The following is a 15,485-nucleotide window of genomic DNA, read 5'->3' on the forward strand; positions in this document are numbered from 1 at the left end:
AGCGGCCAGGCGACCGCGGTCAGTCGAGCGTCGGCGACGGCAGATCCCCGGGGAGGGCGTCGACGCCGAGTCCCGTCACCCGCGCGAGGTCCCAGAGCGTCGCGAGGTTGCTCGTCACCACCGCCGGCCCCGCGGCGGCGAGGTCGTCGACGGCGGCGAGCGTCGGATAGTTCGTACAGGAGACGAACAGCGCGTCGACGTCGGCGTCGGACGTCTCGTCGAGCACCGCACGCGCCTGCTGGCTGGCGTCCGCGGGCGTGAGTCGGCCGATGTCCGTGTTGCGTTCGATGCCGCGGCCGTCGAGCGCGACGACCTCGAACCCCGCCTCGACCAGATACGATCGTTCGCGTTCGTTCAACTCCGGGAGGTAGGGCGTCGCGACGGCGACGCGCGTCGCGTCGAGCGCGTCGAGCAGTCGTCGCACCGACAGCGCCGTCGCCACCGCGGGCACACCCGCGGCCTCGCCCAGTCGGTCTTCCAACTCGGCGTCGAAGCCGTGGCCGTGGACGAGACTCCCGGTCGTGCAGGCGTAGGCGACGGCGTCGACCTCGGCGTCGGCGAGTCGCTCGGCCGCGGCGACCGCGTCGTCGGCCATCGCGTCGAGTCCCTCGACCGTCACGTCGACCAGCGGCATCCGCGCCGCGTGGACCGACACGTCCGGCGGCGACCAGTGGGCGAACTCCGGTTCGACCGTCGTGTTCGACGACGGGACGACGACGCCGAGTCGGAGGCGGTCGCCCTCGGCCGTCGGATCTGCGACGGGAGGCGTCACTCGCCGCCCTCCTCGTCCACCTCACGACCGACCTTCCCGTCCAGTCGGTCCCGCTCGCGGCGGTCGGGGTCCCGCTCGGCCGGGTCGCCGTGGCCGCCGCCGCCCGGCGTCAGCACCGTCACCGTCGTCCCGGCGTCGACGTCGACCGACGTCTTGGCGGCCACCGGGTCGCCGTCGACGAGATTCCGCCCGACTGCGCCGTCCTCGCCGCCCGCGAGACCGGCGGGCGGGATGCGCCGCCGCTCGGTCAAAAGCGAGACGGTGGCGTCCTCCTGCACCGTCACCGACCGTTCGAGGCCGAGACCGCCGCGGAACCGCCCGTCGCCGCCGCTGTCGGGGCGGAAGCCGTACCGTTCGACGTGGAGCGGGTAGGCCGTCTCCAGCGCCTCGACGGGCGTGTTGAGCGTGTTGGTCATCCCGACCTGGACGCCGTCCATCCCGTCTTTCGTCGGCCGCGCGCCGAACCCGCCGCCGATCGTCTCGTAGTAGGTGAAAGAGCCCGTCCGACTGCCGACGATGAGGTTGTTCATCGTTCCCTGTCCGGCCGCCGGAACGCGGTCGGGGACCGCCTCGGCGAACGCCGCGAGCACGACGTCGGTCACTCGTTGGCTGGTCTCGACGTTGCCGCCGACGACAGCCGCCGGGAGGTCGGGGTTCAACAGCGACCCCTCGGGGACGCGGAGCGTCACCGGGTCGTAACAGCCCTGGTTCGGCGGGATCTCGGGGTCGGTCACGCAGCGGACGACGAAGTAGACGGCGCTCTTGGCGACCGCCAGCGGCGCGTTGAGGTTCCCCGGCACCTGGTCTGCGGTGCCCTCGAAGTCGACGAGGATCTCGTCGTCGTCGACGGTGACGGCCGTCTCGACGGGGATCTCGACCGTGTCGGGGTCGACGCCCGACTCGTGTTCGAGCACACCGTCGCCCTCCAGCACGTCGCGGGCGCGGTACGTGCCGTCGGGGAGGTCGCGGATCTCTGCGGCGATGCGTTCCCGCGAGTAGTCGATCACCGCGTCGAACGCGTCGAGGACGAGCTCGCCGTGTTCCGCCAGCAGGTCGCCGAGGCGTTCCTCGGCGCGGTCGTTGGCCGCGATCTGCGCGCGGAGGTCCGCTCGACGCTCGTCGGGCGTCCGGACGTTCGCCAGGAGCAGCGACATCACGTCGTCGACCACCTCGCCGCCAGCGACGAGTCGAACGGGTGGCAGTCGCAGTCCCTCCTGGTAGATCTCGCGCGCACCGGCGGGCATGCTGCCGGGCGTCATCCCGCCGACGTCGGCGTGGTGCGCCCGCGAGACAGCGTAGCCGACGACCTCACCCTCCGGCGCGAGCGGCGAGACGAGCGTCACGTCCGGCAGGTGCGTCCCGCCCTCGAAGGGGTCGTTGAGGACGAACACGTCGCCCGGTCGCGGCTCTCTGTCGCGGACGGCGTCGACCGCCTCGGGCATCGCGCCGAGGTGGACGGGGATATGTTCCGCCTGCGCGACCATCCGCCCCTCGTCGTCGAAGAGGGCGGTCGAACAGTCCTGTCGCTCCTTGATGTTCGGCGAGTAGGAGCCGGTGATGAGCACCTGTCCCATCTCCTCGGCGACGCTCTCCAACTGGTTGCGGAGGATCTCGAGGGTGACCGCGTCGATCTCGCCGTCGGTCATCGGCTCACCTCCGTGAGGACGAGCGAGCCGTCCGGTCGGACGGTCGTCTCCCACGCCGGCGGGACGACGACCGTACTCTCGTCCTGTTCGAGCACCGCCGGACCGGCGACGACCTCGCCGGGCGGCAACCGCTCGCGGTCGTACACCGTCGTCCGGTAGGACCCGTCGGTGAACTGTGCCTCGCGCTCGTCGACGACGGCGTCGCCGGGCGCGTCGTAGCCGATGGTGGGGTCGTCGCGCTCGACGACGGCCTCCGCGCGGACGTTGACGAGGTCGACCGACTCGGTCATCCGGTAGCCGTAGGTCGACTCGTGGGCCGCGTGGAACCGCTCGACCGCCGTCTCGGGATCGAACGGACGGTCGGCGGGGACGGTGAGCTCGAAGCTCTGACCGGCGTAGCGGAGGTCCGCCCGGCGGCTGACGACGGCCGCGTCGGGGTCGCTACACTCCTCGCGGACCGCGGCTTCGAGTTCCGCGTAGGTGTCTTCGACGTCGTCGACGTCGACCGCCGAGAGCGGTCGTCGGTGGGTGCGGACGGCGTCGTGTCGCTCGTCGGCCGCCAGCAGGCCGAACGCCGAGAGCACGCCGCAGGCGCGCGGCGCGACGACGGTGCCGACGTCGAGTCGGTCGGCGAGCGCGGCGGCGTGCATCGGTCCGGCGCCGCCGAAGGCGACGAGGCCGAAGTTCCGCGGGTCGTAGCCGCGTTCGAGCGTGACGGCGCGGATGGCCCGAGTCATCGTCGCGTTGGCGACGCGGTACATCCCGCGAGCGGCGTCGAGCGGCCCGTCCAGCCCGGCCTCGTCGGCGAGTTCGCCGAGGGCGTCGCGAGCGGCGGCGACGTCGATGGAGAGTTCGCCGCCGAGGCTGGTGCTCTCGCCGATGTAGCCGAGGACGACGTTCGCGTCGGTGACGGTCGGGACGGTGCCGCCGCGGCCGTAACAGACGGGGCCGGGCTCGGCACCCGCCGACTCGGGACCGATGCGGAGCGCGCCGCCGGCGTCGACCCACCCCTCGCTGCCGCCGCCCGCGCCGACGGTGGTGACGTCGACCATCGGCGTCCGGATGGGTCGGCCGCTGATTTCTGCATCTGTTGTCTGTTCGACCTCGCCGTCGCGGACGAGGCTGACGTCGCTGGAGGTGCCGCCCATGTCGAAGGTGACGAGACCGGCGAGGCCACGGTCGGCGGCGACGTCGCCGACGCTCGCGCGGGCCCCGACGACGCCCGCGGCGGGGCCGGACATACAGGTCCTGACGGCGTGCTCTCGCACCGTCGTCGCGTCGGTGATGCCGCCGTTGGCCTGCATCACGCTGGGTTCCGGGACGCCCGCGTCGGCCGCGCGGTCGACCAGTCGACCGATGTAGGCGTCGATGGCCGGGGTGACGTAGGCGTCGGCGACGGTGGTCGAGCTGCGTTCGTACTCGCGGAACTCCGCGAGCACCTCGTGGGAGATGGAGACCGGCACGTCGAGTTCCGCCTCGAGCACGTCGGCGACCGCCGTCTCGTTCTCCGGGTGTGCGTAGGCGTGGAGCAGACAGACGGCGACAGCCTCCGCGTCGCTCTCGCGGATCGACGCGACCACGTCGCCGAGGGCGTCGGCGTCGACGGAGTCGACGACCCCCTCGGGCGTGGCGCGTTCCTCGACCGTGAACCGCCGTCGTCGGGGAACCAGTGGTTCCGGTTTCTCGGCGTCGAAGTCGTACAGGGAGGGGCGTTCCTGTCGACCGATCTCGAGCACGTCGCGAAAGCCGTCGGTCGTGACGAGCGCCGTCTTCGCGCCGTCCTCCTCCAGGAGGGCGTTGACCGAGACAGTCATCGCGTGGGCGAAGTCGTCGACGGCCTCGGGGGCGACGCCCGCCTTCTCGCAGGCTTTCTCGATGCCGTCCATGACGCCGACGCTCTGGTCGGCCGTGCTCGGCACCTTGGCGGTGACGAGGTCGGTGCCTCGAAGGAGGACGACGTCGGTGAACGTGCCGCCGACGTCGACGCCGACGGTCGTCTCTGGTGTCTCACCGCCCATTCAGAACACCCCCACGAGCGAGAGCAGACTCCGGACGCCGAGCCAGACGACGACGAGCGTGACGAGTCCACCGAGGACGTTCTGTACGGTCGAGTTGACGTAGCTGTCGAGTTTCGTGCTGTCGTTCATCACGAGGATGAGGAAGAGGGCGATGATAGGCAGGAGGATGCCGTTTGCGACCTGTGCGAACAGGATGGCTTGGACGGGGCTGAAGCCGACCGCAGAGAAGACGACGCCGGTGCCGAGGATCGTCATCCAGACGGCGCGGAACTTCGTCGAGGAGAGATCGCGCTCCCAGCCGAGCGCGCCGGCCGTGGCGTAGGCACCCGCGAGCGGAGCCGTCGTCGCGCTGGTGAACCCGGCGGCGAACAGGCCGATGCTGAAGAACACCTTCGCGTAGGTGCCGGCCACGGGTTCGAGCTGTTCAGCCATCGTCCCGACGTCCGAGATCTCCGTCCCGACCGGGAAGACGGCCGCGGCGGAGACGAGAATCGAGAGGGTGATGAACCCCCCGAGGACGATGGAGGCGACGGTGTCGGTCCGACACTCCCGGAGGTCGTCGGGGCCACTCCACCGCTCCTGGACGCTGCTGGCGTGCAGAAAGAGGTTGTAGCCGACGACGGTGGTGCCGACGAGACCGGTGATGAGGAACGCAGACCCCTCGGGGACGCTCGGAACGAACCCGGCGGCGACTGCTCCCAGATCGGGGCCGATGAGGATGGCGTCGACGAGGAAGGAGACGCCCATGATGGCCACGAGACCGACGAGCGCCCGCTCGATGAGTTTGTACTGACCGGTCCACAGCAACGCGCCTGCGATGAGCCCCATCAGCGGTCCCCACAACGAGGCGCTGACGCCGGTGATCGTCTCTAACCCCGCTGCGCCGCCGAGGATGTTACCCGTCTCGTAGGCGGCTGTCCCGATACCGATGGCGCTGACGACGAGCGCGACGCTCGCGTAGCGGAGCGTCGGGTTGTCGAACCGGTTGCGGAGCGCTTCGCCGAGCCCCTCGCGGGTGACGAGGCCGAGGCGGGCACTCATCTCCTGGAGGACGATGGTCGCGACGACCGAGAAGGCGATCGTCCAGATGAGCGCGTAGCCGAACCGCGCGCCCGTGACGCTGGCCGTCGTCACCGTCCCCGGTCCGATGAACGCCGCGGCGACCATCGCACCCGGACCGATCGCTCTGAGTCGGTCTACGATTCCCATGACTGCACCACCATGTGAGGCATGTTCACACGAAGCTCGATCAGCCTCTAAAGGGTTGTTATGCGGAGTGTGCACACGATGCGCAGACGTATGAAGGAGTGTGAACGCTACGCCGACTCCGACGGTCGTCGCTCGGTGACGAGCACCTTCGAGACGCTCTCCTCGATCTCGAGGTCGAACGGGAGGTCGCGGACGCTCCGTTCGATGAACCGCGTCATGAACCACCGAAGCTCGGCGGAGGGGAAGACGATGTGATAGGTGTCGCCCTCCGCCGCCCGCACCGAGAGGAACCCGCAGAAAGAGAGCCACTCGAGCAGTTCGCCGGCGTCGTCGAAACGGTCGACGTACTCGCGGGCGTGGTAGTCGGAGACGGTGTCGGCGGCCTCGACGAACGCGGGGTCTGGGTTCCCGTCGTCGTCGGTGACGGAGTCGAGAAAGCAGTGGAGGAAGTCGATGTCGAGAAGCACGTGTTCGCCGCCCGAGAGCATCCGGTGGTAGGCAGCGAGATTCGATCCGACGCCGGTGCTCGCGGCCTCGAAGTTCGCGGCGTAGAACGCGAGCGCCCGGCGGATGACTTCGCTCCGTCCCTCGCCGGTGCGGTCGGTGAGGTTCGAGAGCGCCGCCGCAGTGTCGTCGTCGAGTGAGACAGTCACGCGTTCAGCAGGCATGTGTGAACGAGCGGCAGGGACGCGGGTATAGTTGACGTTCGGAACGTCGCGGCCGAGGGCGCTCACGAGTCGCAGCGTTCGGGAGCGCCCGAGAGAAGCGAACCGGGGGACCCGCGCGCCGGATCAGGTGATACCGGCGGCCATCAGGAACAGCGCGACCGAGATGATCGCGAAGAGGACGCCGACGAAGTTCTTGATGGTGTCCGTCTCCAGCGCGTTCGAGACGTACGGGGCAATCTGGCCGCCGATGACCGTCGCCGGGACGGTGAAGACGACCATGTTCCACGGCGTCGACGCGAGACTCAGCGAGTGGCCGCCGACCAGTCCGCCGCCGAACACGTGGACGAGCGAGGCGAGGATCGCCGTGAGCGCGACGACGATGTGGTTCGTCCCGATGGCGACGCGGACCGGCACCTTCGTGCTGAGCATCGAGATGATACCGAGTTCGCCGACGCCGAAGCCGGCGAGCCCCTGGAACGTCCCGCCGACGCTGTAGTTGGCGAACCGCTTGAGGTAGCCGCCGCGGGTGTATCGGTAGTCGCCCCCGTCACGGTCGACGCGGGTGACATTCCCGTCGTCGTCGGTGTCGACGCCGGCCGGCCCGAGTTTGCCGGGGTCGTCCGGCAGCCCCGGCGCGGAGCCGCCGTCGGCGGCGACCGTCTCGCCGTCGTCACTCGGGCTGTCGTGGCCGAGGTCGGCCTTGAACAGGAGATACGAGGCGGCCAGCAGCGCGAGACCGAGCAGCGAGTGGAAGACGACCTCCGGGATGATGAACGACAGGAGCGCCCCACCGACGACGAACGGCACCGCGCCGGCGACGAGCGTGAGCGCCAATCGACGGTCGACGAGGCCGTACTGGATGAACGCGACCGACGAACTGGAGAGGCCGAACGCCTCGCTGATGAGGCCGACCTTGACGATGGTCTCCGGTTCCAGCGGTTGGGCGAAGATCGGGAAGATGAAGATGAGGAACGGCACGAACAGCGCCGAGCCGCTGATCCCCACCGTGTTGACGATGGTCGCCCCGAGCAGGAACGCCGGGAAGAGCCACCAGTACTCGAGCCAGTAGTTCGTGCCCACGTCCGCCGGCGTCGGTGCCGCGAGGACTACGGCCGTGACGAACAGCACCGGTGCCAACAGGACGAAGACGTGTTGATACTTCAGAAACGACTTTTGGATGCGACTGTATCGTTGGGAACTCATCGTTCGTGGAAGGTTCAGTTGTCGTTGTCAGACGTCTACTGCGCACACGGTCGTCCGTGTCGGACACAGCGACGGGAACGGGCCGGACACCGGTGTATCGGCGGAATCAGCGCGTGTCTGTACTGTCGCCACTCTGTCGTGTGTGAACAATCGGGTACGATTCGCGACCGAACAGAGGTGGTGACAGTTGTGGCCGTCGCGCTCGTCCGTCGAGTCGCGGGTCACGGTCGGTAGCCCGAATTCCGGTTCCCGAATGAAAAGCGCTGGGAATCGAGGCCGGTGTGCGATTCGAAACCACACCCCGGTTGCACCCCTCCCGTCGAAGGCGAGGAGACGAGAGGAGGAGAGAGGAGACGACTCAGAGGATATCGTAACCGGCCGGAGGAGAGATTCTCGACTAGTCACAGGGTTCGACTCTCACGGAGAAAACCTGCCGAACGTCTACGATGACCCCTCTCAGAAGTCGGGTTCGGCCTCGGGTTCGACGCCGAGGTCGGCGGCGTCGAGGTCGAACTCCTCTTGGAGCTCTCGGATGCGGTCGCGGATGTCCGCGGCGAGTTCGAACTCCAAGTTGTTCGCGGCCTCCTGCATGCGGTCTTCGAGCAGTTCGACCTTGCGTTCGGCGTCCGCCTCCGTCTCGACGTCGTCGACGGACGTGTCGGAGGTGTCGGTCTTGCTGCCGGGGAGGTTCGTCTCGCCGACCTCCTTCTGGATGGTCTCGGGCGTGTAGCCGTGTTCCTCGTTGAACTCGGTCTGGATGCGGCGACGGCGCTGCGTCTCGTCGATGGCGGCGGCCATCGCGTCGGTCGTCTCGTCGGCGTAGAGGACGACCTCGCCGTTGACGTTTCGCGCCGCCCGCCCCATCGTCTGGACGAGCGTCGTCTCCGACCGGAGGAACCCCTGCTGGTCGGCGTCGAGGATGGCGACCAGCGACACCTCGGGGATGTCCAACCCCTCACGCAACAGGTTGATCCCGACGAGTACGTCGATGTCGCCGAGTCGGAGGCTCCGGATGAGTTCGTGTCGCTCCAGCGTGTCCGTCTCGTCGTGCATATAGGCGACGTCGACGCCCGCCTCCTCGAAGTACTCGGTGAGGTCCTCGGCCATCCGCTTCGTCAGCGTGGTGACGAGCACGCGCTCGTCGCGTTCGATCCGCTCGTCGATACGGGCCATCAGGTCGTCGACCTGGCCGGTCGCCTCAGACACCTTGACCTTCGGGTCGACGAGGTGGGTCGGCCGGACGATCTGTTCGACGATCTGCTCGGAGTGCTCCCGTTCGTAGTCGCCGGGCGTCGCCGAGACGTAGAGCGTTCGGTCCGTCTTCTCCTGGAACTCCTCGAACGTCAGCGGGCGGTTGTCGTAGGCGGTCGGCAGCCGGAACCCGTTCTCGACGAGCGAGTCCTTCCGCGATTTGTCGCCGGCGAACTGTCCCTTGATCTGCGGGAGCGTGACGTGCGACTCGTCGACGACGGTGAGGAAGTCCTCCGGGAAGTAGTCCAAGAGCGTGTACGGGGGTTCGCCGGACTCGCGGTCGGACATGTGCACCGAGTAGTTCTCGATACCCGAACAGTAGCCCGTCTCGCGGAGCATCTCCAGGTCGAACGTGGTGCGTTCTTCAATACGCTGGGCGGCGACGAGGTCGCCCTGTCGCTCGAAGTGGCGCACGCGGTTCTCCATCAGCTCCTCGATCTCGGTACAGGCGCGTTCGAGCAGTCCCTCCGGGATGGAGTAGTGCTCTGCGGGGTGGACGAGCACCGCGGGCTCCTCGGATTTGACCTCGCCCTGCAGCGTGTCGATCTTCGTCATCCGGTCGATCTCGTCGCCCCAGAACTCGACGCGAACGGCGTAGCGACCGTACATCGGGTACACCTCGACGGTGTCGCCACGGACTCTGAACGTCCCCTGCTGGAAGTCGACGTCGTTACGCTCGTAGTTGAGGTCGACGAGCCGTTTCAGCAACTCGTCGCGACCGATCTCCTCGCCGACCTCGAGTTCCATCGCCATATCGACGTAGTTCGTCGGGTCGCCGAGGCCGTAGATGGCCGAGACGGAGGCGACGACGATGACGTCGTCGCGAGTGAGCAGCGACCGGGTCGCCGAGTGGCGCAGTCGGTCGATCTCCTCGTTGATGGACATGTCCTTGTCGATGTAGGTGTCCGTCTGTTCGACGTACGCCTCCGGCTGGTAGTAGTCGTAGTAGGAGACGAAGTACTCGACTGCGTTGTCCGGAAAGAGGTTCTTGAACTCCTCGTACAGCTGGGCGGCGAGCGTCTTGTTGTGTGCGAGCACCAGCGTCGGCTGCTGAATCTCCTCGACCAGCCACGAGACGGTGTTGGTCTTGCCGGACCCGGTGACGCCGAGCAGCGTCTGTTTCTCCATCCCGTCGGCGTAGCCCGCAGCCAACTGTTCGATGGCCTCGGGCTGGTCGCCGGCGGGGTCGAACGGCGCGTCCACCCGAAACGGGCGGGCTGCCTCGGGACGGTCCGGGGAGAGCGGTCCGGAATCTGTGTCACTCACGGTTGTTCGGTGTTCGGCCCGGAACCACTTGACCCGCTCGCTTGGGGCACGCTGGTCGCCGTCGAGCGTCGAAAAGAGCGGTCGTAGGTCCACCGTTCAGCAGTCGGGAGCGGTGGGGTAGTTCACTGCTCGAACGGGAGCGTCTCCGGGTCCTCGGCGACCATCCACCAGCGGACCTCGTTCTCGCGCGGGTGGCGGCGATCCACGTGACTTCGGAGGCTGTCGCCGGTGTCGAAGTCGCGGCCACAGAGGTTACAGCGATGGTGTATCTTTCGGGGCATACCACCACTAGTACGCTCCCAGCGGTGATGGTTCGTGCGGTCGGACGTCTTTCGTTTATCGAACGTCGTTCGCTCTTCAAGACATTCTCGATCTATCGAACATGTTTCGTCTCGTCGAACACCGTTCGTTCCGTCAGACATTCTTGTTCGATTGAGCGGCATTCGGAACGGCACTCGATTCGTCGGTCATCTCGGCAGCGACGAGAGCGTGCGCGGCGTCGTAGCTTCCGGCCAGTGTCGCCACCGACGAACACTTTTCGGGCTGACCGTCGTATCTGCGAGCATGGTACGAGACGAACTCCAAGCGGCGAGCGACGAACTCCGAGAGGCGGCGGAACTCGTCGACGAAGAGACGCAGAAACGACTCCACGAACAGTCCGAACAGCTGGCGGCGCTGGCGACGCGCGATGAGGACCCCGACCACGGGCGGCTGGACCGACATATGAACGTGCTCCACGAACTCGCGGGGCAACTCGACGGCGACGCAGAGGAGCTCGTCCGGTCGGCCCGCGAGTCGGTCAAGGAGTACCGCAAGACGGTTCCGGGCGTCTAAGTCAAGAAGCAGCCGCGTCCGAACCCCTTCGTTTCCGGTGGAACTCTCTCCGTCGAGTCGACGACGGAAATGCGACCACGACCACGCGTGTCCCGTCAGGCGAACTTCCGGACGGTCATCTCCAGCGTGTCGAGATCGAGGATGGGGGCGTACCCCGCGTCGGGGTCGATGTTGACGCTCTTCTGGAAGTCGGTCTGCGCCTGCCAACAGCCGGAGTTGACGGCCAGCACGTTGTGGTACTTCCCCCATCCGAGTTTGTGGACGTGGCCGGTGTGGAAGACGTCGGGCACGTCGTCGATGACGAGGTAGTCCTTCTCTTCGGGTGCGAGACGCATGTGACCGCCGTACTGCGGGGCGACGTGACGCTTCTTCAGCAGTTGGTACATCGCCTTGTGCGGTTCGTCGTAGCTCGCCTTCTCCGAGGGGAGTTCGGCGATCACCTCGTCGAGCGAGACGCCGTGGTACATCAGCACGGAGACGTTCTCGACGGTGACGGTCGAAGGGTTGCTCGTGATGCGCGCGTCGTGGGCGGACATGATGTCGCGGAGTTCGTCGTCGAATCCGGGTTGGGGTTCCGCGAGGCGAACCGCGTCGTGGTTGCCCGGGATCATCACGATCTCCACGTCGCCGGGCACCTGTTTGAGGTACTCCGAGAACTGTTCGTACTGCTCGTAGATGTCGATGATGTCGAGTTCCTCGTCCTGGTTCGGGTAGATACCGACGCCTTCGACCATGTCGCCGGCGATGAGCAGGTACTCGACCGCCTCGGCTTCGGGCGTGTGGAGCCAGTCGGTGAAGCGGTTCCACGCGTCGGCCATGAACTCCTGGCTGCCGACGTGGACGTCCGAGATGAGCGCCGCCTGGACGTGACGGTCGGCCGTCTTCGGGCGGTGGGTTCGGGGGACGTCCGGGAAGTGGATGGTGTCGGCGAAGAGGATCCCCGCGTCGTCCGACAGCGTCCCCTGGACGGCGACACACTCGTCCATCAGCATCTGGTCGACGAGTTCGGCGATGTTCTTGTCCTTCATCACCAGACAGGGGAACGTCCCCGTCGTGTCCTCCAGTTCGACCAGCCAGTGACCCGAGGCGGTCGACCGGACGTCGTTGACGAGTCCGATGAGTTCGGCGTCGCTCCCGCCGGGCATCTTCTGGATGGCCTCCGCCGGTCGGTGGTTTACCCGTCCGCGCAGCAGTTTCGACAGCCGTTCGTAGCGGTCCTTGAACGTCGTCACGAACTGCTTGTACTCGCCGGTGCCGGTGCTCTGGCCGGTCATGTCGTTGGCGATGTCCGCGGGTTCGGGGTTTCGAGTGTGCGTCGACGTCGGTTCGGACCGGTCCGACGCGTTCGACGTTGCCGACGTCGGTTCGGATCGGTTCGACGCGCTCGGCGTTGCCGACGTACCCGGCGTCGTCGACTGCGACGGGGTCGCAGGGGACGTCGACGCTGACTCCGCGCCCTCTGCCGTCGCGGACGTCGACTCCTCCTCCTCGGTCGCCGGAGAGACCGCCGCCGTCGACCCCCCCGTTTCGACTGGAGCGGGCGGTTCCTCCCGTACTTCGTCCGAGGAGTCGGTTCCAGTCGAACCGGAGGGGTCTACCTGGTCGTCTGGGTCGGTCGGCCGCGGCGGCGAGGGCGTCACCTCGTCGTCGGGGGTCGACGGCGACGTCGTCTGCGCGTCCGCCGACAGTTTGTCCGTGTCGAGGACGGTGCGGACGTGGTCGGCGGTGATACGGAGCGCGTCGTCGGGGACGTGCTCGACCGTCCGTTCGAGCGCGACGGCGGGGTCTGCGGCGTTCGCGAGGAGCGTGATGGCTTCCCGTTCGGCGTTGTACCCGCGACGTGCGAGTTCCGCGACGAGGGCGGACGGCGTCGAAAGCGGCACAGACGTTCGAGCGGACGCTGGAGAGAAAAGAGTGCCGGAACCCAGAAGCTTGAAACCTGGTCCTGCCCAACCACGTTTCGATGAGTTCTGGCGACAGCCGCCCGCCCTCCGACGATTCCTCCGGGTCTTCCGGTGCTTCCGGGTCCGCCGATTCCGCCGAATCTATCGGCTCGTCGGACGCTCCGGGCCCCTCTCACACGCTCGGGTCCGAGACGGAAGAGAGTCTCTTGACACGGTTCCGGACCGCACAGACCGGACCCCTGATGTACCTCCGCGAGATGCTCACGAGCGTCCTCGCGGTCGTCGCCATCGGGCTACTCCTCTTCACCGTCAGCGGCGTGTGGCCGCCGATGGTCGCCGTCGAGAGCGGAAGCATGGAACCGCACATGGAGAAGGGAGACCTCATCTTCATCACCGAACCGGGGCGGTTCGCTCCCGACGCCGCACAGGGGGACACCGGCGTCGTCACCTACGAGGCGGGACAGGAGTCCGACTATCGCAGCTTCGGCTCCTACGGCTCCGTCCTCATCTACGACAACCCCGACTCGTTCGGTCCCCCGATCATCCATCGCGCCCGGTTCTGGGTCGACGACGGAGAGAACTGGTACGACGAGGCGAACCCGGAGTACATGCGGGCGGACAGCTGCGAGGAGCTCCGCTACTGTCCTGCGCCGCACGCCGGGTTCATCACGAAGGGTGACAACAACGCCGAGTACGACCAGGCCAACGGCATCGCACCGCCAGTCAGAGAGGAGTGGGTACAGGGCGTCGCACGCGTCCGCATCCCGTATCTCGGCTGGGTCCGACTCGGCTTCTCCGGTGCAGCGTTCGCGACGCCCGCCGAGACGGGCGTCGCGCAGGTCGAGATCGTCTCGACGGCTGTCTCCCCCGCGGAGTTCGTCGCCTCCGATCCGGTGACGACGGATGCGGCGGTCGAGGGACCGCCCCCGGCGAACACGGCCCCGACAGTCGGCGAACGGGCGGCGAAGCCCTTCGGTTCGACTGGAGTCGCAACTCCGCCGGCCGCGTAGTCACAGCGGAGACGCCGCTTCGACCGTTCTCGAGTGGAAGTGAGGGGGTTCGTCCGGGAGCGCGTCAGTTGTCGAACCGCGCCTGGACGAACGGTTGAGCATCCTCGATGTTTCCGAGTCGGGAGTCCGAGAGGAGGACGGCCTCCGTCTCGTCGATGGGGACCGAGAGGCTGATCTCCTTCGTCCGTCCATAGCGACCCTTGCTCACGACGACGGCGTTGACGATGCCGAGCATGTCGAGTTCGCTGATGAGGTCGGTGACCCGCCGCTGGGTGAGGATGTCGGCGTCGATCTCCTCGCAGAGACGCTTGTAGATGTTGAACACCTCGCCGGTGTTGATGTTGTGGACGCCGTTCTTCTCCAGGAGGATGATCGAGAAGAGGACGATCTTGCTTTGAGTGGGGAGCGTGCGGACCACCTCCACGACGCGGTCCAACTCGATTTTGTCCTGTGCCTGCCGAACGTGCGCCTCCTCGACGGTGTCGGCCTGACTGCGCTCGGCCAGTTCCCCTGCCGTCCGCAGGAGATCGAGCGCGCGCCGAGCGTCGCCGTGTTCCTGGGCGGCGAACGCCGCACACAGCGGAATGACGTCGTCGGTGAGCGCCTCGCCCTTGAACGCGATGTCGGCACGGTGCTGGAGGATGTCCCGGAGTTGGTTCGCGTCGTAGGGCGGGAAGACGATCTCCTCCTCGCCGAGACTCGACTTCACGCGGGGGTCGAGGAAGTCGGTGAACTTCAGGTCGTTCGAGATTCCCATGATGGAGATACGGGAGTTGTCGAGTTCGGAGTTCATCCGCGAGAGGTTGTAGAGCGTGTCGTCGCCCGACTTCTCGACGAGCTTGTCGATCTCGTCGAGCATGATGACGACCACCCGTTCGTTGTAATCGACAGCCTCGAAGAACGTCGAGTAGACGCGGTCGGTCGGCCACCCCGTCATCGGGACGGTCTCCATCTCCTCGCGGTCCTGCTCGAGGTCGGCGATACGGTCGTCGACGTCGGCGACACGCTCGAACCGCGTGTCGGCGAGTTGCGTCGGGTCGTCGGCCGCGGCCGACCGGAGGTCGCGAAGCCGTCGGAGCCGGTCGTCGATCAGCGCGTGGTTCTTCTCGATGAACTTGTTCGCCAGTTGGGCGAGCACGCGATACTGAGTGTCCGTCACCTCGCAGTTGATGTACTCGACCTCGCAGGGGACGTCGTACTTCTGGGAGGTCGACTCGAGTTCCTGGCTGACGAACTTCGCGCTCGCGGTCTTCCCGGTCCCCGTCTTCCCGTAGATGAGGATGTTCGACGGCGTCTCACCCCGGAGCGCTGACACCAGAATCGTCGCCATCTGGTTGATCTGGTCGGTTCGGTGGGGGAGTTCGTGCGGCGTGTACGACGGTCGGAGCACCTCCTTGTTCTCGAAGATCGGTTCTCCCGACAGGAGATCGTCGAAGAGACCGCGACTGTCGCTGTCGGCCTCGTCTAACACGACCTCGTCGAGGTCGACACCGGCCGAGGAGGGCGTGGTGTCGTCGTCGCTCTCGAGGTCGACGTCCAGATCGTCGAGACCGTCGTTCCCGATGCTCTCTTGGATATCGATGTCGGCAGGGTCGATCCCCGTCTCCTCGTCACCACCCGTCGATCGCTCCTGTTCGTCCGAACCGTTCGTCCTCTCGTTTGTGTGCCCGTCTGTCTCGTTCCCCGTCATAGTAACCCCCTCGT

Annotated in this window: 12 protein-coding genes; 2 read left to right on the top strand and 10 right to left on the bottom strand. The window is 67.1% G+C overall.

What is annotated here, in order from left to right; genetic code table 11:
- Positions 1 to 19: 19 nt before the first annotated feature.
- The 8 genes from BSG17_RS08055 to BSG17_RS26895 all read right to left on the bottom strand — a co-directional run bounded on the left by BSG17_RS08055 (position 20) and on the right by BSG17_RS26895 (position 10,314).
- Positions 20 to 772 (bottom strand): maleate cis-trans isomerase family protein, encoded by a 753-nt coding sequence (locus BSG17_RS08055; RefSeq protein ID WP_089822796.1) that lies wholly within the window; start codon positions 770 to 772, stop codon positions 20 to 22.
- A complete protein-coding gene (locus tag BSG17_RS08060) occupies positions 769 to 2,418 on the bottom strand; it encodes a hydantoinase B/oxoprolinase family protein (RefSeq protein ID WP_089822798.1) in 1,650 nt (549 codons plus the stop codon). Before BSG17_RS08060 ends, BSG17_RS08055 begins: the two co-directional genes overlap by 4 nt.
- Positions 2,415 to 4,436 (bottom strand): hydantoinase/oxoprolinase family protein, encoded by a 2,022-nt coding sequence (locus BSG17_RS08065; protein ID WP_089822800.1) that lies wholly within the window; start codon positions 4,434 to 4,436, stop codon positions 2,415 to 2,417. The genes BSG17_RS08060 and BSG17_RS08065 overlap by 4 nt, the downstream gene beginning before the upstream one ends.
- Entirely contained in the window at positions 4,437 to 5,645 is a 1,209-nt protein-coding gene (locus BSG17_RS08070; protein WP_089822802.1) for an Nramp family divalent metal transporter, read from the bottom strand. It lies immediately after the preceding gene.
- Positions 5,646 to 5,752: 107 nt separating this feature from the next.
- Positions 5,753 to 6,313: a ribbon-helix-helix protein, CopG family gene (locus BSG17_RS08075; RefSeq protein ID WP_089822804.1), complete on the bottom strand. Its 561-nt coding sequence runs from the start codon at positions 6,311 to 6,313 to the stop codon at positions 5,753 to 5,755.
- A 123-nt stretch (positions 6,314 to 6,436) separates the two neighbouring features.
- Positions 6,437 to 7,516, bottom strand: a complete 1,080-nt coding sequence (locus BSG17_RS08080) for a sulfite exporter TauE/SafE family protein (RefSeq protein ID WP_089822805.1) — start codon at positions 7,514 to 7,516, stop codon at positions 6,437 to 6,439.
- Positions 7,517 to 7,972: 456 nt separating this feature from the next.
- Entirely contained in the window at positions 7,973 to 10,033 is a 2,061-nt protein-coding gene (gene uvrB / locus BSG17_RS08085) for an excinuclease ABC subunit UvrB (protein ID WP_089823054.1), read from the bottom strand.
- A gap of 122 nt (positions 10,034 to 10,155) precedes the next feature.
- Positions 10,156 to 10,314, bottom strand: a complete 159-nt coding sequence (locus BSG17_RS26895) for a C2H2-type zinc finger protein (protein ID WP_170864749.1) — start codon at positions 10,312 to 10,314, stop codon at positions 10,156 to 10,158.
- 283 nt (positions 10,315 to 10,597) lie between these two features.
- On the opposite strand from BSG17_RS26895, the gene BSG17_RS08090 reads away from it, so the two are divergent.
- Positions 10,598 to 10,867 carry a DUF7553 family protein gene (locus BSG17_RS08090; RefSeq protein WP_089822808.1) on the top strand — a complete coding sequence of 90 codons (270 nt, stop codon included), beginning with the start codon at positions 10,598 to 10,600 and terminating at the stop codon, positions 10,865 to 10,867.
- A gap of 95 nt (positions 10,868 to 10,962) precedes the next feature.
- On the opposite strand, the gene BSG17_RS08095 is transcribed toward BSG17_RS08090, so the two are convergent.
- Complete coding sequence (locus BSG17_RS08095) at positions 10,963 to 12,750, bottom strand: DNA-directed DNA polymerase II small subunit (RefSeq protein ID WP_089822810.1); 1,788 nt, start codon at positions 12,748 to 12,750, stop codon at positions 10,963 to 10,965.
- A gap of 263 nt (positions 12,751 to 13,013) precedes the next feature.
- Between BSG17_RS08095 and BSG17_RS27765 the strand changes: the two genes are divergently transcribed.
- Positions 13,014 to 13,781, top strand: a complete 768-nt coding sequence (locus BSG17_RS27765) for a S26 family signal peptidase (RefSeq protein WP_342028336.1) — start codon at positions 13,014 to 13,016, stop codon at positions 13,779 to 13,781.
- A gap of 64 nt (positions 13,782 to 13,845) precedes the next feature.
- On the opposite strand, the gene BSG17_RS08105 is transcribed toward BSG17_RS27765, so the two are convergent.
- Positions 13,846 to 15,471 (bottom strand): Cdc6/Cdc18 family protein, encoded by a 1,626-nt coding sequence (locus BSG17_RS08105; protein ID WP_089822812.1) that lies wholly within the window; start codon positions 15,469 to 15,471, stop codon positions 13,846 to 13,848.
- Positions 15,472 to 15,485 lie beyond the last annotated feature (14 nt).

Source organism: Halogranum amylolyticum (assembly GCF_900110465.1).
GTDB classification, from domain to species: domain Archaea; phylum Halobacteriota; class Halobacteria; order Halobacteriales; family Haloferacaceae; genus Halogranum; species Halogranum amylolyticum.